At 45.3% G+C, this 16,757-nt stretch carries 13 protein-coding genes and 1 pseudogene; 8 read left to right on the top strand and 6 right to left on the bottom strand.

Features of this window, described 5'->3' with window-relative positions:
• Positions 1-1,991 precede the first annotated feature (1,991 nt).
• Positions 1,992-3,226 (top strand): annotated as a pseudogene (locus FJM67_RS11710) (IS1182 family transposase).
• Positions 3,227-3,906: 680 nt separating this feature from the next.
• Here FJM67_RS11710 and FJM67_RS11715 read toward each other — a convergent pair.
• The 6 genes from FJM67_RS11715 to FJM67_RS11740 all read right to left on the bottom strand — a co-directional run bounded on the left by FJM67_RS11715 (position 3,907) and on the right by FJM67_RS11740 (position 9,979).
• Positions 3,907-4,677, bottom strand: coding sequence for a pyrroline-5-carboxylate reductase (locus tag FJM67_RS11715; RefSeq protein WP_140589507.1), 771 nt, complete (start codon positions 4,675-4,677; stop codon positions 3,907-3,909).
• 27 nt (positions 4,678-4,704) lie between these two features.
• Positions 4,705-5,616, bottom strand: a complete 912-nt coding sequence (locus tag FJM67_RS11720; RefSeq protein WP_140589509.1) for a LysR family transcriptional regulator — start codon at positions 5,614-5,616, stop codon at positions 4,705-4,707.
• A gap of 19 nt (positions 5,617-5,635) precedes the next feature.
• Positions 5,636-6,238, bottom strand: a complete 603-nt coding sequence (locus FJM67_RS11725) for a short chain dehydrogenase (protein WP_140589511.1) — start codon at positions 6,236-6,238, stop codon at positions 5,636-5,638.
• 235 nt (positions 6,239-6,473) lie between these two features.
• The gene (locus FJM67_RS17535) at positions 6,474-8,429 is read right to left on the bottom strand and encodes a methyl-accepting chemotaxis protein (protein WP_181161487.1); all 1,956 of its coding nucleotides are present in this window, start codon (positions 8,427-8,429) and stop codon (positions 6,474-6,476) included.
• A gap of 30 nt (positions 8,430-8,459) precedes the next feature.
• The gene (locus FJM67_RS11735) at positions 8,460-9,206 is read right to left on the bottom strand and encodes an SDR family NAD(P)-dependent oxidoreductase (protein ID WP_140589513.1); all 747 of its coding nucleotides are present in this window, start codon (positions 9,204-9,206) and stop codon (positions 8,460-8,462) included.
• A 14-nt stretch (positions 9,207-9,220) separates the two neighbouring features.
• Positions 9,221-9,979, bottom strand: a complete 759-nt coding sequence (locus FJM67_RS11740) for an SDR family NAD(P)-dependent oxidoreductase (protein ID WP_140589514.1) — start codon at positions 9,977-9,979, stop codon at positions 9,221-9,223.
• 332 nt (positions 9,980-10,311) lie between these two features.
• Between FJM67_RS11740 and FJM67_RS11745 the strand changes: the two genes are divergently transcribed.
• The 7 genes from FJM67_RS11745 to dapA all read left to right on the top strand — a co-directional run bounded on the left by FJM67_RS11745 (position 10,312) and on the right by dapA (position 16,696).
• Positions 10,312-11,151 carry a substrate-binding periplasmic protein gene (locus FJM67_RS11745; RefSeq protein WP_219845970.1) on the top strand — a complete coding sequence of 280 codons (840 nt, stop codon included), beginning with the start codon at positions 10,312-10,314 and terminating at the stop codon, positions 11,149-11,151.
• Between the two features lie 73 nt (positions 11,152-11,224).
• Positions 11,225-12,007 carry an amino acid ABC transporter ATP-binding protein gene (locus FJM67_RS11750; protein WP_140589516.1) on the top strand — a complete coding sequence of 261 codons (783 nt, stop codon included), beginning with the start codon at positions 11,225-11,227 and terminating at the stop codon, positions 12,005-12,007.
• Entirely contained in the window at positions 12,004-12,666 is a 663-nt protein-coding gene (locus tag FJM67_RS11755) for an amino acid ABC transporter permease (protein WP_140589518.1), read from the top strand. Before FJM67_RS11750 ends, FJM67_RS11755 begins: the two co-directional genes overlap by 4 nt.
• Positions 12,667-12,678: 12 nt before the next feature.
• Entirely contained in the window at positions 12,679-13,350 is a 672-nt protein-coding gene (locus FJM67_RS11760) for an amino acid ABC transporter permease (protein WP_140589519.1), read from the top strand.
• A gap of 19 nt (positions 13,351-13,369) precedes the next feature.
• Positions 13,370-14,638, top strand: a complete 1,269-nt coding sequence (locus FJM67_RS11765; RefSeq protein ID WP_140589521.1) for an NAD(P)/FAD-dependent oxidoreductase — start codon at positions 13,370-13,372, stop codon at positions 14,636-14,638.
• A 14-nt stretch (positions 14,639-14,652) separates the two neighbouring features.
• Positions 14,653-15,687, top strand: a complete 1,035-nt coding sequence (locus tag FJM67_RS11770) for a proline racemase family protein (protein WP_140589523.1) — start codon at positions 14,653-14,655, stop codon at positions 15,685-15,687.
• A 130-nt stretch (positions 15,688-15,817) separates the two neighbouring features.
• The gene (gene dapA, locus FJM67_RS11775; RefSeq protein WP_140589525.1) at positions 15,818-16,696 is read left to right on the top strand and encodes a 4-hydroxy-tetrahydrodipicolinate synthase; all 879 of its coding nucleotides are present in this window, start codon (positions 15,818-15,820) and stop codon (positions 16,694-16,696) included.
• Positions 16,697-16,757 lie beyond the last annotated feature (61 nt).

Raw genomic sequence — 16,757 nt, forward strand, 5'->3', positions numbered from 1 at the left:
TCGGCGAAGGAAAGCTGGTTCATTGCGGGTAGGAGTCACAGTTAATTTAAGTCGGCAAGATTGTCTCATGTTGCCGACTTAATCGCATGTTCCTTAGCTAGTAGCTGAAATTAGCCAAAAAGCACTTAAAAACTCTATTGAAAGGGATTAAAACAGATTGTAAGAGATGAGTCCTGAACAAAAAGATCGGTGCAGTGCACATTTTGAAATACTGAGTCCTAAAAACAAATACCAGTAAAAAGCTGGGGGTTATCGACTCTCTGGGCCGAACATTTGTTCGTCTCAGTAGGTGTCTATCAGCTAAAAATATTTTTGTGTATTTACTCTTTTAACAATATGGTTTGTACATAACTGCTGTTGGTTAGATGATTATGAAATCATCTGCCCTATCCATCTGTATCACTAGCTAAGTATGGCTCAAGCGTATAGCTGGATATTTGTCCACCCAATGAAATTTTCATACTTGTGTATGGTTTATCCATACCCAATCTTGCCTAGGTCGAACATTTGTTCGGTCTACGTGTTGATCAAAGTTTTTCGCAAACTCTTTTACTGTATCACAACAAGTTTGTCGTACTTGAACTATCGGTTATACAAAATCCCTATTCTGTATCTATATTTAAAAATATTGTCAATCTGTATTGCGTAGTACTGAAAGTATATAAGGTTTTTTCTAATTAATGATCAATGGATGGTTATCTGGAAGGAAATGAAATCATTGACGGGATTATATGAAGTCTCGATTAGTAACTCATAGAAATTTATCGAAAATGGTGTAAATCCCAACAGTTTGCTGTGCGGTATGGAAAGCTAAGCATTTGCAAAAGACTTAATGCTGCCCTTCTTACTGCGTAGCATATTTCTAGCCTGAGAATATGTCGAACAAATGTTCGGCTTAAGCGCTACTTGTATTAAAGGGATGAGCTGGCAAATAGTTTCGTACGTTTACGCAAAAAATTAATGAAGTTTCTATGTCCTTTAGATGAACGCAATCTGGTGTCACCAGATAGACATCTGTTACTAGTAAGGATTCATAAAGTAGTAGAGGCCACAAAATCCCTTGGTCCATCTATGCTACCGTTTTCTGCGTGATAAAAAAGGTTGGCGTGTCTATATCTCTACTGAGGTGCAAGAGTCTAAGATAGAGATAATCGAAGCTCAACGCGCGATTGGCGTGGACATCAACGCACACCTTCTCGCTGTCGTTGAGATGGTGAGCAAAAAAAATCCAATCAACAAGCATCGAATCAACGTTCAGACCAGCGGTTAAATCACGCATCAACGTATGGCGGTAATTGGGGATGTCGTCAAGACACCCATCGCCACTGCGCTAACTGCCCTTAAATTTGGAGGAGTTGGACTTTACGCGGAAGAAGCGAGACCTTAAATGCTCTACGCTACAACCGTATGATCAGCTAATTCGCTTACCGTAAAATTATCGAAGTGATCAAGGCAAGGTGTTTAGATCATGGTATAGAAGTAAAGGAAGTCAATCAGGCGTACACCAGCCAGATTGGAAAACAAAAATTCTCTGTACCCTATGGCCTAACCCCTAATCAATTGCTCGGCGCTCAAAGATCTATCGTGAGCAACCCAATCTTGAGGGTCAAACCGCTTTATGGACACCTGTAGGGAAACCTCAAGAACACGTATGGTCTTATTGGAGGAAGGTGGCTCGACAACCGCAACGCTACTATCGAAGCGAAAGCGATCTAGGTTTGTTGCGCAATAAGAAGGCACAGAATCTAAGATAGTGTCCAATACCTTGGGAGTAAGTGGCATTGATATAGCTTCGGTCAATCACAGTCGGGAATATTGTTCGCCCGACGACATGGAATATTTTTCTATACAATTAGGAATGGCGACCAATAGGCCGAACAAATGTTCGGCTCAGACTGCTGATAAAGTCCTCGCCTTCGTGGGGGGACTTTTTATAATAGCCTTATGCTAAAGAACGCCCCCAAACCTAATCGACTCTAGAGTTCGTCTCCATTGATGAACTCGTCCCAAGTGACCATCTTCTTCGTAAGATTGATCAAACCATCGACTTTACTTTCTTGCATGACTTCGTGAAGTGAAGGGTTTTTAATGTTCAGACAATGGTCGTCCTGCCCTTGATCCCACTCTTATGTTCAAGACAATGTGGCTTATCGCTGGTTCCTTGGTTTAGGCCTAACGGACAAAGCACCCGATTCTTCAACCCTGAGTGCGAATCGAACTCGGCGCTTTAAAGAGTCCGATGTGTATCAGAGGATTTTTGATGAGATCGTTCTTCAAGCCATGAAGAAAAAACTCATCAGCGGACATACCTTCTACACTGACTCCACGCATCTATTAGCCAATGCAAACAAAAAGCATTTTCAAATAGTGTTGGTTGAGCAATCTCGTCAGGCGTATATGGATGAACTGGATCAAGCGGTTGAGGAGGATCGAATACTCCGTGGAAAAATGCCTTTACCGCCTGAAAAGGTCAAAGATAAAACACGAGAAATAAAACAGAGTACAACCGATCCTAAAAGTGGTTACATGGTGCGAGACACCAAGCCGAAAGGATTCTTCTATCTTGATCATCGTACTGTCGATGCACGCTGCAACATCATTACCGATATCCATGTCACTGCCGGCAACGTGCACAATGCCGTGCCGTATTTAGAACGACTGGATCGAATGAGAGATCGATTTAAGTACCACGTCACATCGGTTGGTCTGGATGTCGGCTACTTCACAGCTGCGGTCTGTCATGGGCTAGAAGAAAGACACATCTATGCGGTGATGGACTATCGACGGCCTACTCATAAAAAGGACTTCTTCTATAAACGAGAGTATCAATACGATGTCGCGAATGACGTGTATATCTCCCACAAGGCCAGTCATTGATTTACAAAACCACGTCACGAGAAGGCTATCGCCATTACGACTCAGACAGCCAAATCTGTCAAAGTTGCCCAGAGAAAAATCGCTGCACAACCAATACAAACTCTGTAAAAACCCTCACCCGACATGTTTGGGAAGACAGCAAAGAGCGAGTGAATGCGCATCGTTTAACACCGGCGGGAAAATTATTTATGCAAGTCGGAAAGAAACGGTAGAACGAAGTTTTGCGGACGCCAAGAAACTACATGGGTATCGTTACGCGAGGTTTAGAGGAATAGACAAGGTCTCTTCACAGAGTCTACTGACAGCTGCTGCCCAGAATATGAAAAAGATCGCTTTAATGCTCAGCTAGGAAGTAATCTTACTTAAAAGCCGTTAAAAATATCCCCAAAAGCCCATAACGAATGGCTCCAAGCAACTCCGACGATCGAGAGCTTGCTTATAAAATTCAGCGCCATAAAAAAAACCAGTAAAAAGCTGGGGTTTATCGACGCGCTGGGCCGAACAAATGTTCGGCTTATGCGCATCTTGTTTTAAAGGGATAGCTGGCAAATAGTTTTGTATGTTTACGCAACATATTAATGGATGAAGTCTCTATGACCTTTGGATGAACGCTATCTGGTGTCCCCAGCCCCAGATAGGCTTTGCCACTGGTAAGGATTCAAAATAAGGTGGTAGAGGCCAACAAATCCCTTGGTTCGAGTTCTAACGTACAAAATCTCTAAATAGGAAAGAATAGAGCTACCAGTATGTTAGATGCGGAGCAAACCAGAGCGGAATTATCTGACTTTTTCGTAGCATCCTCTACTATTCCGATTCACTTAAGCCCTAAAAATCTCTTTTGATGACATAAATTCTTAAGGAATTTCCTAAGCAACATCCTCGTTCCGATAGTTATGCTTTCTTACATTTGCCTTTTTGAAAAGCGTCATGGAATCGTCGAATAATGCTTGTTTATTGACAACCCTCACGCAGCAAGCCGCGGGGCTTTATGCCATTTCGGGTAAATATTAGTATAGAACTAGATGATCATTAAGTGTTACTAAGCCGCTTTTGTATAGATAACAGAGATTGCTTTAACGCCTCATGTCCTCCATTTTCACGGAAGACCGTGACTGCTTGTTCATTTAGCCCCCCTGGCGTACAGTGTTTTGATATCTGTGAATCAAAGGGTAGGTTAGAATTTTTTAATGCGGTTTTAGTTAGTCCGTTAAACAGTCCGGCAAAGTATTTTTGGGCGTTTTGAGATGGAGTTCCCTGTGCAATAATCCAGTCACTCAGAGTGGATAGGGTCTCAAAGTAGATTCCCATTGTTGAGCTAGCGATAGCGTAACGATCAAATTCTTCTTCATTTTCTGCTACTACTACCTCACCCAAATAGTTGAATATTTTTTCAGCTATTTCGTTAGAGGGATATAAGGCCGTCACTCCGACTCTTTCTGCAACGAATGGTAGCGGAATAGCACGGCAAATGGTGAGATCATTCCCAAGCAGGTTCTTTAATTTTTGGTGATGGAATGTGGCGATAAGACTGATGATCTGCTTGTCAGGTGTAAAGCAAAGTGGCGCGAGCGCGTACTCAGCATCTTGTGGCCGTACGGCCAACATTACGATATCTGACTTATCAATAATTTCTTGATTGTTGTCTAGTATCTCTACGGTTGAATATTCCTTTGCGAGAGCAAAAGATATGCTCTCGCTACGTTTGCTAACTAGGATTTGTTCAAAAGGAGCATTGCTTTTCATGAGCCCATTTACACAGGCTGCACTAATCACTCCGGTTCCAATTATGCCTAGTTTCATATTTGCCTCTTGGGTATGTTAGATAGGTTAGTCATGGGATGATATTGATAGCGAGTTTTCATTACGCCGTTGTTTTAAATAGTCGACGAAAAGGCGTAGTCGTCGCGGCAGAGTTCCCTGATACGGATAGATAAGCTGTATGGCGACAGGTGGTAGCTCAAACGCGCTTAAAAGTCTCTGTACCGGTTGGTCATATACTACATACTCAGGTAGCCTACCTATTCCTAGACCTTGCTTGACAGCATGGAGGATGCCCTCTGAACTATCAATCATCATGGTTGTTAGTGGAGCGATACCGAGCGGCTCATCAGAAGCATCGGTACGGAAGTACCATTTATTGTCGGTATCGACATCCGAATGCAAGATGCCGCGATGTTTGCTTATATCTAGGGGATGAGCAGGTTTGCCATAGCGAGACAGATAGTCATCGGAGGCAAACAGGGCGTAGCGAAATTCAGTTAGGTGAATGGCGACGTAGTCCTGGTTTGAGAGTAAATTCGTCGCACGAATTGCTAAATCATAGTTTCCAGATAGAAGATTGATTGGAGTGTTCGACAGATTTAGGCAAAAGCGAATATTCGGAAATTCACGCTGAAACTCAGGCAGCCATGACTCGATAATGCAACGCCCTAAAGAGAGGGGAATAGTTAAGCGAATATCACCTCCTTGGTCGTTTTGACGATCATCAAGTAAATGCTGTGCTTCACTGAGGTTAGCTTGTAGGCGTTCACAATATGGCAGGAACAGCTTACCAGAGTCCGTCAGCGAGACATGGCGTGTGGATCGATAGAGTAGTTTAAAGCCGAGGTGTTCTTCCAAGCGATTGATTTGATTGCTGACAAAAGCCTTTGATTTACCAAGAGCGGCAGCGGCACCAGTAAAGCTTTGTACTTGTGCGACCTTGGCAAAGGTCAGCATTTCTTGTGCATAATCTTGCAAGGAAGACTCCCCTTATGAGTTATAAAACAATTTTATAAGTTTGGCCGTTTTGCCGTGATTCGACACTCATGGCATAAGCAAGCGCGGCCCGCGCTGCTGGAACAGGTTGATGGCCTCGAAAAAACGGTGCGTATTTGTCCATCGCCTCAAGAATCACTCCTGGGCTAACTAAATTAAGGCGTAATCCATTTGGCATTTCAGTCGCTGCAGCCATTACAAAACTACGTAGTGCACCGGCCACCATGGATGCCGAGGACCCCATCGGTACCGCTACATCGTCGGTGACACCGGAGGTTAGTGTAAAGCTACCACCAGGTGACACGTATTCGAGCCCGATTCTAACCAAATTTACTTGCCCCATTAGTTTATCTTCGATGCCAAAAATGTAATCCTCATGACTCATGTCTGGAAAGTAGGACCACTTAGTGTGCCCAGTGCAAGCGATCACAGCATCGACTATGCCAATTTGCTCATACATGGTGCGAATACTATCTTGATCCATTAAATCCACGTGCACTGTTCCGGTGGTGCGGCCTGCGGTAATAATCTCGTGTCGTGTAGCGAGTTCCTCTACAACAGCCTTGCCTATAGTTCCTTGTGCCCCAACAATCAAAATTCTCACTTTTTTTCACCTCTCAAATGATAGATCCAATTAAGCCTAGTGTTTACGCCAAATGTAGAGAACCCCGATTTTTAAGATTGTCTGTTCATAAAAATGAACAATAGAAATAAAAAAAACCGAGTAGAGAGCGGTTTATGTTGGCAGGGGTCTACTCGGCTTGTTAGCACTTCGGCCAACGAAAGGGTGAGTGGGAGGCTCACGCTATACTAAAAAGGGTTTGCTTAAATACGCTGGTTCATGGTGTGAATTTGGATAGCTCCTTCTGTAGGTGCTCCATAGATGTCATGAGTGAGGTACAAGCGGAAGCTGTATTTATCGCGAGGTCACGAATTTCGCTACCTGCGCTATCTATCTGGTGAATCGTATTTCCAATCTGTTCTGCGGCAGTGGCTTGTTCTCCAGCTGCCGAACTGATATCTGCGACTGTACTAACAGAAGCAATCAGAGAATCATCAATGCGAGCAATGGCAAGCTTAAGGTGCTCGTTACTTTCGGCACTATCGTTGACGAGTCTTTGACTGTTGGCCATTTCTACTACAGCTCGTTCTACTTGTTGGGTTAATTGGTTGATGCTCCGCTCGATTTCGTCCGTAGACTCTTGGACGCGCTGGGCCAGGCCGCGAACTTCATCAGCCACTACGGCAAAGCCCCGACCCTGTTCACCTGCGCGAGCAGCCTCTATGGCGGCGTTTAGTGCAAGTAAATTAGTTTTTTCCGCGATACCATTGATCACATCGAGTACATGACTGATTGCGTTGGTGACCTCGGCAACCTCCGTGACCGCTTTATGGCCAGCATCTACAGCCGAGTTGAGTGCTTGGGATTTGTCCAACAAGGATTGCAGTTGTGTGCGTCCCTGTTGGGTATCTGCTTGCATCTGAGATATGGCGCTATCGGCTTGCTTAGCGAGTCCAGCAATCTCTTGGACGCCATTGGCCAGTTGTGTTACCGGAGCCACACTGGCGGTAATATTTTCTGACTGCAATTGGGTCGTTTTAGTATTTCGTTGGCTGTTGTCGTAAACCGTTTTTGTATGAGTTACTGTTTGCTCGGCTTGCGTGGCAACCGCTTGAATCAGCGATGAGATGTTTTGCCTCATGGCTTCGAATTTATGGCTTAGTGCCCCCAGCTCATCTCTTGAAAAAACCTGGATTGGGAGTGAAAAGTTACCATCTGCTAGTTTATTCGAGCTCAGTACCAAAGCATCAATGCTCTGTTTAAGGGAGCGGTATAATCCCATTAGGAAATAGAGCAAACCAAACAAACTTAGGGCGACAATTGTCATTACACTAGTTAACTCTATCTGCAGACTTTGGTGGCGTAAGCCTAAATGGTGATCGACATTTGCCAACTGTTGGTTGATTCGCTCAACGAGAAGTTGTCTCTCTGGCTCGTATGAGCGCCACTTAGTCATCCATTGTGCCATAGCATCTGGGTCAAAACGTTGGTTGGGGCCGAGATAGGTGTCGATGACTTGTTGTTGGTAGCGCACTCGACTGGGCTCGAGTAAATCGGCTATCTCAGGAGACGCAGTTTTACGTTCCACTATATCTGTGTGAACTAGCTCAATGTCGGCTTTTGCAGTGGATTCAACGTAACCAAACGCACTAATGTAGCCATTGTATGCCGCGACTTTTCCGAGCAACACATAGCTTGGAATGTCCTGATAAAAAATTTCGTCAATCGACTTAAATACTTCGTTATCACGGTCTTGGAACAGCTGGCTTTTCACCAAATCGGACTTAATTATCTGCAACAGCGTATTGGTAGCTACTGTGATCTTTTGCCATTGCTGTGACATGCTCTCGCCATCGAGTTCGATAAGCTCAAACTCAGCGAGAGATTTGGGTGTTTCAGATTGGGAGTTGGCATTACTCCAGAGATTGCTAACTTGCTCTAACGCAGCGAGTTGCGACTGTAATAATTCACTGGAGTCATCTTGATTTCGTGCAAGATGCATGAAAGCAGCATGCTCCGCTAGTTGAAGTTTTTGTAAATATTGCCAGCTAAACTGAAGAGATTGAATCCCTGAGCGTTTGGTCCCTACTAGGGATTGCGCTTCCAAGATGGATAGAATTTTGCTACTGGAAAGCCACAGTAGAGGCAGACTAATCAATGTACTGAGCAGTATGAACTTGCCCGCATAAGGTAGGCGATTCATTACCGAAATAGCTGGTGTGAGTATCGTCATAGTGCCTCTCTGTGGAATATTTATAAAAACTTAACGAACGTAGTCCGCACCAGTAATATCGATGGTGCTACCTGTCGCGTGACGGCAACGGCCTGATGAGAGGAAGGCGACCAACTCGGCGACGTCTTGGGGCGGCGTCACTTCCCTTAGAGGCAAGTTCTTGCAGACTTCCTCTTCACCTACTTCGGCGATGAAAGCTTCTGCCATATTGGTACGAACCCAACCTGGGGCGAGGGCGTAGGCTAGAATGCCGAACTCGCCATAACCGCGAGCAATACCTTTTGTTAAGGCAAGTAGACCACCTTTCGCGGCGCCGTAGGCAAGATGCTCTGCATCGTCACCTCGGTGAGAAGAGCGACTAGCCATATTGACAATAATGCCTTGCTTACGAGCTTTGAAATGCAACAGAGCATGACGAGTCAGATCCGCTGCGGCTAAGAGGTTAACCTGTAGGTTGATTGCCCAACCCTGTTGCCATTTATCGGTGTCGTCAATAGGGGAATCCACATAGAGCCCGGCGTTGTTCACCAGCACATCTACGTTTCCTTGCCAAGCCTCTGCACTTTGCCATAGTTGGTCAATCTCACTGCTCACCGTCAGATCGGCAGCTACAAATAGGAGCCTGCCTGGGTACTGTCGATTTAGTTGAGTCAGTTCAGGTGTCTGGTTACGGGCTTGAGCGACTACTAACGCCCCTTCGCGCAAGAGTGTTTCAGTGATACAAAGACCAATTCCGCGGGAGGCACCGGTAACGACTATGATTTTATTAGTTAGCATGTTGACTCCTTAGACTATGCGACGGCTTGTGCGCCAGTAATTTCTACTAATGAGCCGCACATAAAGGCCGCTTCATCCGACATAAGAAACGCGACTAATGCAGCAATTTCTTCTGGTTTACCAATGCGGCCGAATGGAACTAAAGCGTCTAAGTCAGCAATGGTTTTGCCAGCTCGTTTAACACCAGCTTCAAGCATCGGCGTGTGAACTTCACCGGGGCACACAGCATTGACGCGGACTTTGCTAGGCGCATAGTCGCGGGCAAGGTTTTGAGTAAAAGCTGCAACTGCCGCTTTGGTTGTGTTGTAGGCAATGTGATTTGGCGCTGGGTATAAGCCCCACTGGGAAGCCGTATTGACTATGGCTCCTCCACCAGCAGCAATCATGTGCGGTAAAGCGGCTTTCGTGAGGTAATACATAGAGTGAAGGTTGACATCAAATGATACCATCCAGTCTTCATCGCTCAGGTCAAGCAGAGCGCCACGTCGGTTGATACCAGCGTTATTAGCCAACATATCTACCGCGCCAAAGGTGCTTAACGTTTGCTCGATAACCATTTGGCAACCGTCCTTCGTACTAATGTCTGCGGTCACGGCAATGACTTCGTACCCAGCTGTACGCATTGTTGTGGCTTGCTCGTTAAGTCCCTTCTCATTCAAGTCTACTAGCACTACTTTAGCACCATCGCTGGCTAAGCGTTCTGCGATCGCTCCGCCAATGCCGCCCGCTGCGCCTGTTACGACTGCTACTTTATTTTTGAATCGCGTACACATTTGTCTCTCCATAAGTAACTATCTTGTTCAATGTTGTTCTTGCAACTTAGCTCATTAGTGGTCATTTCTATTCTCTGTGTCAACTGTGTATTTATATTATATACATGAATATTTGTTTTTTATTTTAATAAGTCATTGATAATTAATAGATATTTTTCTTGCAACACTTTAGTTAATCATTTCATTAATTTTAATTAACCAATATTTTCGCAAAATAAATTGACCAGAATGTTTTGTGTATGCAAAGTGTATTATGACTGATTTGTGATGTGTCACGATGACGTTTGGTAGAAGTACTCGAATAACAATACTCAGAACAAGGAACCCAATACATGAAAACCATGTTGAAAAAAGTATTCTCAAAAGCGTGTTTAGTTGGTGCAATGACGGCTTCCGCACTGTTTGCAGGGCAAGCAGCAGCAGAATCCGAGCCACTATGGCAAGACGTTCAAGATCGCGGATCACTACGTTGTGGTGCTGCGGTAGCGCCTCCGTATGTTATCCGTGATCCAAAAACGGGTGAATACAGCGGTATCTATGTTGACCTATGCCGGGAGTTCGCTGAACAACACTTAGGTGTTAAAGCGGAGTTTATGGACACTACTTGGGACAACATTATTGCTGGCCTACAAGCAGGTAAGTGGGATATCTCATTAGCTCTGAACCGCAAGCCAAAGCGTGCAATGGCAATCTCTTTCTCAATTTCCCCAATGTACGGTGAAGTATCATTCGTATACAACAACCAGAACTCAAAAGTGCCTTCCGGTACGTCTAACTTGGCGGATTTCGATAAAAAGGGCATCACCCTCGCTGTTATGTCTGGCACCGTACAGGACCAAGCTGTCTCTGATGTCATTAAAAATGCCAAGATTTTGCGTCTACCAGCGGTGGATGAAACTCGTCTAGCCTTGCTTTCTCGTCGTGCGGACGTGTTAGTAGATATGGCAGATACCAACCGTATCTTCGCGGCGTCTAATAAAGAGTGGGCGCAAACTGTTTACCCACAACCTGCTTTGCTTAAACAAGGTATTGCGAACGGTCTTCGTAAAGGCGTTAGCTGGTCCGATGTTGAGGCATTTAACATCTATTTAGAAGAGAAAATCGCTAAAGGTGATGTTGAACGTCTTGTTGAAATGTACACCGAACAAGCCATTGCGAACGCTAGTAAATAATTGATTACACCGCAGTATCGCAGCGCCCATAACAGTGGGCGCTGCGCATTAAAAGAGCAAGAGGAACAGAGCAATGACAGACAAGGCACCATTCATCAAAATTCGTGGCCTGAAGAAAAGCTACAGTCCAGAAATTCAAGTGTTGAAGGGGCTTGACCTCGACATGTACCCCGGTGATCGAATTGTTGTGATTGGTCCAAGTGGTGGTGGCAAGAGTACTTTGCTGCGATGCATGATGGGGCTGGAAAATATTGACGCCGGCACCATCGAATTTGACTCAAAAATGTATATCGCTGGTAAAGGTGTCGGCAAGATGAACGACATCAACAAAAGCGTCCAGAAACAGGTTGGAATGGTGTTCCAACATTATACCTTGTTCCCACATTTAACCATTTTGCAAAATCTGACTTTAGCTCCGATTAAGTCTCGTGGTATCCCGAGAAGTGAGGCCGAAGACAAGGCACGCGGTTTATTGAAACGTCTAGGCTTGGCCGATAAAGCCGGTGCACAGCCAAGTCAATTATCTGGCGGGCAAAAACAACGCGTTGCTATCGCCCGTGCATTAATGCTGTCTCCTAACCTTATGTTATTTGATGAGGTCACCTCGGCCCTTGACCCCGAATTGGTCAATGAGGTGGAGTCGGTAATGATGCAACTGGCTGAACAGCAGATGCCTATGATGATCGTCACGCATGACATGTGGTTTGCCAAAAATATTGCAACTCGCGTTGTTTTCTGTGCCGGTGGAGTGGTGGTTGAAGACGGTACTCCCGAGCAAATATTTACCAATCCTAAGGAACAGCGCACACGTGATTTCCTAGAAAAAATCCTCCATACCACGGAGAGTGCGGCATGAGTTATGACATCGATTTTTTCTACGCCCTAAGAGGCATAGATCAGTTACTAGAGGGGCTTAAGATAACTCTAACCCTTAGTGCCGTCTCCATTATTATTGGTGTAACGCTAGGTTTTGTTGTGTGTTTACTCTTAATGAGTAGAAGTCGACTCCTTAGCTTCCCAGCAATGACCTTTATCGAAATATTCCGTTGCACACCGGCGCTTATTCAGATCGTTTGGATATTCTACTGTGTGCCAATGCTATTTAATGTCTTCTTAGACCCAATCGTGATGGGGATTCTTGCCCTGTCCTTGAACTTGATTGCCTTTAATGCCGAGGCCTATCGAGCAGCGATTCAGTCTATTCCTAAGGCACATTTAGATGCCTCCGTCGCACTCGGGCTCTCGCCATTGCAGACGCAGCTTTACGTCATTTTGCCTCAGGCTGTCCGCCTGGCGTTACCTGTTCTGGTTACTAATGGGATTAGTATCTTCCAGCAAAGTGCTTTGGTGGCGATCGTGGCAATTGAAGACCTAATGTACATGGGCAAGATGTTGTCCACCGAAACCTATAGGCCAATCGAGACATTTACCCTAGTAGCGTTGATTTATTTCGCCATCGCATTACCGGCGATGTTCATCAGTAATCGTCTCGAAAAACGCTTGAAAGTCGCTTAAGGGGAAATAACTATGTCTTATACTGTGGATTTTTTGTTCTTGGCGAACTACTGGGATGCTTTGCTGAATGGCTTGATGACCACATTAGGGATCACAGGGCTGTGTTTAGTACTAGGCCTTGGTCTGGGCTTCGTTGTGGCCTTGATGCGTTTGTCACAAAACGTGGTTGTTCGTTCTGTTAGTACTGTCTATGTTGAGTTTTTTCGCGGAACGCCGGTGCTAATTCAGCTGTTTTGGATCTTCTTCTGTTTGCCGTTAGTGCTAGGAATTGAAATTGGTAATTTCATGTCGGCGGTGATCGCCCTAACTCTGTACATGGGAGCGATTGTATCGGAAACGTTTCGCTCGTCATTACGCGCGATTGAAAAGGACCAAATGGATGCCTGTGTTGCCTTGGGGATCGGCGGCTTCACCAAAGTCATATACGTGATTTTGCCCCAAGCAATCCTTCGTGCCATACCAACGCTACTATCTAACTCGGTAAGTTTATTTAAAGAAAGCGCGCTGGTATCTGCGGTAGGGATGTCTGACTTGATGTACATCGGCCAGAACATTTCCAGTATTACCTTTAAGCCGGTTGAAATGTTAACGGCGGTAGCCGTGATTTATTTCTTGATTGCTTTCCCGTTGACTCGCTCCGTGAGTCTACTCGAACGCAAGTTGATTCATAAAATTTCCCTTTAGTTTTTCGTGAGATCGCATAATGAGTGATAACTCTTTGGGTTTAGCTGGTAGTCCTTCGGTTGTGGTTGTTGGTGGCGGTATTATCGGTGTCACAAGTGCCATCAATTTGGTGAAGCGTGGTTTTCAGGTAACGTTGATCGAAAAGGCAGAAATCGCTGCTGGGGCTTCAACAGGCAATTGCGGATTAATGGCCGTCGGCGAAATCGTGCCAATTTCTAAGCCGGGAGTACTCGCTCAAGTGCCTGGTTGGCTGATGGACCCTTCCGGACCGGTACGTATTCGTCCTTGGCATGCCATGACTATGTCAACTTGGTTTTTCAAGTTCTTGAAGGCTGGTTCGAAAGAAAACGTTCAACGCATCGCTCAAGGTTTGACGCAATTGTCAAATGCCGCCGCCGCCTCATACCAGCCCCTGTTAAAAGAGGCTGGTATAGAAGATCTGTTGCAGCCTTATGAGGTTATGTACCTGTTTGACGATCAATCCGAAATTTCTCACGGACAATATGATTGGGATTTACGCTCTAGCTGCAATTTTGAGTATGAATTTCTAACCGGAGATCAAACTCGAGAAGCTGAGCCAGAAATTTCAAAAGACATTGCTTGTTCAATGCTGATGAAGGGGTGGGATTATTTCTCGGATCCAGCGCGTCTTACGAAATCGTTGGCCAATCTGTTTGTATCCCTCGGAGGAAATATATTAATTGGCGAGGTCAGACAGTTTGAGTTTAAAGATCATTCGATGGATGCGGTGGTTTTAGCAACAGGTGAACGAATAATGGCAGATCATTTCGTTATTGCGGCCGGTGCTTGGGCAGCGCAATTGTCACAGCAGTTAGGGGATAATCTACCTGTAGAGGCGATGGCTGGTTATAACACGACCATTGCTGATGCCGGGGTTAAGGTCAATCATCCGCTCTTGCACCATAACGGAGGGTTTGTGATTACGCCAATGGAAATGGGACTTCGGGTAGGTGGAACATTAGAGTTGGGTGGCTTAGATAGTGAACCAGACTTCAACCGTGCTCGAACTATTGTGAGCAAGGCGAAAAAGATTCTACCGAATCTGTCGGGACATAACAAAACGGAATGGGTTGGTTATCGACCTATGATGCCAGATACTTTGCCCGTGATTGATTATTCTCACCGTGTGCGCAATGTGGTCTATGCCTGTGGACATGGGCAGCTAGGTATCACCTACGGAGCGATAACGGGTGAATTAGTGGCAGACTTAGTGCAAGGAGCAAACAGTAAATTGGATCTTTCCTACTACCGAAGTGATCGTTTCTAAGCGAGTTAAAAGTCATGCAAACAGCAAAATATGTTCAAGTAGTCAATGCTCATTGTGAAGGTGAAAACGGTAGTGTTGTGGTTGGTGGAATTTTATCCATACCAGGGGCCACGATGCAGGAAAAGTACCAGTACTTGAATGGTGAGGGGCGAAGTTTACAACGCTTCCTATGCTTTGAACCTCGTGGCGTACCTCATGGCTCGGTTAATCTGGTAATGCCCCCTTGTCGTGACGATGCTGATGCCGCTTTTATCATCTTACAACCCGACGGAGCCCATCCTATGTCTGGATCCAACGCTATTTGTGTTACCACCGTGTTGTTGGAAACCGGGATGATCCCCATGACCGAGCCTGAAACCATTGTACGGTTGGACACCGCAGCGGGATTAGTGACTGCCGTCGCCCGATGTGAGCAAGGGAAGTGTGTGGATGTGACTTTATCTATGGTGCCGTCGTTTGTAGAAGAGTTGGCGGTACCTGTACCTTACCAAGGGCAAATGATTCACGCTGACATTGCGTTTGGGGGTGACTACTATGGCATCGTTGATATTGACCAGCTGGGGTTAGAGATCGCTCCTCACAACGCCCATATTCTCTTTGATATTGGTATTGAGTTGGTAAATTCCTTAAACGAACGTTACCAAGTGCAGCATCCTGAGTACCCGACACTCAACAAGTTGTCCTACGTAATGTTTCGCAATATTGATGGCAGCCTAGTGCAGACCTGTACAACTCTAAAGCCTGGACGTTGTGATCGTTCACCTTGCGGGACTGGTAGCTCGGCTAACCTGGCTACCATGTATGCTAGGGGACTAGTCAAGGAACAGGACACGCTCACGTCTCAATCCATTATCGGTAGTCAATTTAGGGTTACACTGTCCGGCACTACTACTATAGGTGACAAAACTGCAGTACTTCCCAAGGTAACGGGGCGAGCCTGGATTTACGCTACTCAGCAACTGTTACTTGATCCGACAGACCCCTTCAATGAAGGCTTTACCCTCTCAGATACGTGGGGGCGATTTATTGATGAGCTAACCGCTCATTAACTCCTTTTTGTGAACAGTGAGTCTGTCATTGACAGACTTGTATTTACTGTTGATAAAAATTAATGTGTACATTGTGTATTTATTAAATATATATTGAGTTTCTATTTAACGAACTACTAGGAGTGACAACATGAAACTAAAAGGCATTCTTCCGGCTTTAATTACCCCATTCGACAAAGACGAGAACATCGACTTTGATGCATTGGCGAAAATTATCGAAAAGCAACTTGCTGACGGTGTACACGGTTTTGCTGTGCTAGGTACTTCCGGTGAATACTACGCAATGAACCACGAAGAACGTGCGCAAGTCCTTAAATTTGTAAAAGAGCAAGTTAATGGTCGTGTACCTCTAATTGCGGGTACGAATGCGCCTTCTACTCGTGAAGTGATCGAGTTAACCAAAACGGCAAAAGAGATCGGCTACGATACTGTGCTTTTGTCAGCACCTTTTTACGCGTTGCCATCTAATGAAGAGTTGATTGCACACTTCCACAAAGTTCTTGATGCAGTAGATGTTGAGCTTGTGCTTTACAACTACCCAATCCGTTCAGGTGTGGATGTTGGTCTTGAAATCATGGAAGAGTTTAAAGACAACGAGCGTGTTATTGCGATCAAAGAAAGCAGCGGTAGTTTGTTGCGTGCATTAGACATCAACGCCCGTTTTTCCGGCAAAATCGATTTGTCTTGCGGTAGTGATGATCAAGCGTTGGACTTCTTCCTTTGGGGTGCAACTAGCTGGATCTGTGGGCCTGCTAACTTCCTAGCGCCACAAGTTGTGCGCTTCTACAATGCCTTTGAAGCCGGAGACATCCTTGAAGCGAAGCGCATCATTGAAGGTTTGTTCCCTGTTATGGCTTGCCTTGAAGAGTCTAAGTTCATTCAAAAATTGAAATATGGCGCTGAGCTAGCCGGTGTTCCTGGTGGTGAGTGTCGTGCTCCTTTGTTACCACTGACAGACGCTGAAAAAGCAGATATGCGCGCAGCATTTGCGATTGCTCAAGCGATCTAATTCGACTTTCCCACTTACTACAGAGGCGAAGAGCAACTCTATTGATCTTCGCCTCGTTGTC

Source organism: Maribrevibacterium harenarium (assembly GCF_006385675.1).
GTDB classification, from domain to species: domain Bacteria; phylum Pseudomonadota; class Gammaproteobacteria; order Pseudomonadales; family Marinomonadaceae; genus Marinomonas; species Marinomonas harenarium.

Excerpts from the sequence above, each read along its gene's own strand:
- FJM67_RS11715 (WP_140589507.1), bottom strand. The coding sequence starts at position 4,677 with ATGAAACTAGGCATAATTGGAACCGGAGTGATTAGTGCAGCCTGTGTA.
- FJM67_RS17535 (WP_181161487.1), bottom strand. The coding sequence starts at position 8,429 with ATGACGATACTCACACCAGCTATTTCGGTAATGAATCGCCTACCTTAT.
- FJM67_RS11735 (WP_140589513.1), bottom strand. The coding sequence starts at position 9,206 with ATGCTAACTAATAAAATCATAGTCGTTACCGGTGCCTCCCGCGGAATT.
- FJM67_RS11740 (WP_140589514.1), bottom strand. The coding sequence starts at position 9,979 with ATGTGTACGCGATTCAAAAATAAAGTAGCAGTCGTAACAGGCGCAGCG.
- FJM67_RS11745 (WP_219845970.1), top strand. The coding sequence starts at position 10,312 with ATGAAAACCATGTTGAAAAAAGTATTCTCAAAAGCGTGTTTAGTTGGT.
- FJM67_RS11750 (WP_140589516.1), top strand. The coding sequence starts at position 11,225 with ATGACAGACAAGGCACCATTCATCAAAATTCGTGGCCTGAAGAAAAGC.
- FJM67_RS11755 (WP_140589518.1), top strand. The coding sequence starts at position 12,004 with ATGAGTTATGACATCGATTTTTTCTACGCCCTAAGAGGCATAGATCAG.
- FJM67_RS11760 (WP_140589519.1), top strand. The coding sequence starts at position 12,679 with ATGTCTTATACTGTGGATTTTTTGTTCTTGGCGAACTACTGGGATGCT.
- FJM67_RS11765 (WP_140589521.1), top strand. The coding sequence starts at position 13,370 with ATGAGTGATAACTCTTTGGGTTTAGCTGGTAGTCCTTCGGTTGTGGTT.
- FJM67_RS11770 (WP_140589523.1), top strand. The coding sequence starts at position 14,653 with ATGCAAACAGCAAAATATGTTCAAGTAGTCAATGCTCATTGTGAAGGT.
- dapA (WP_140589525.1), top strand. The coding sequence starts at position 15,818 with ATGAAACTAAAAGGCATTCTTCCGGCTTTAATTACCCCATTCGACAAA.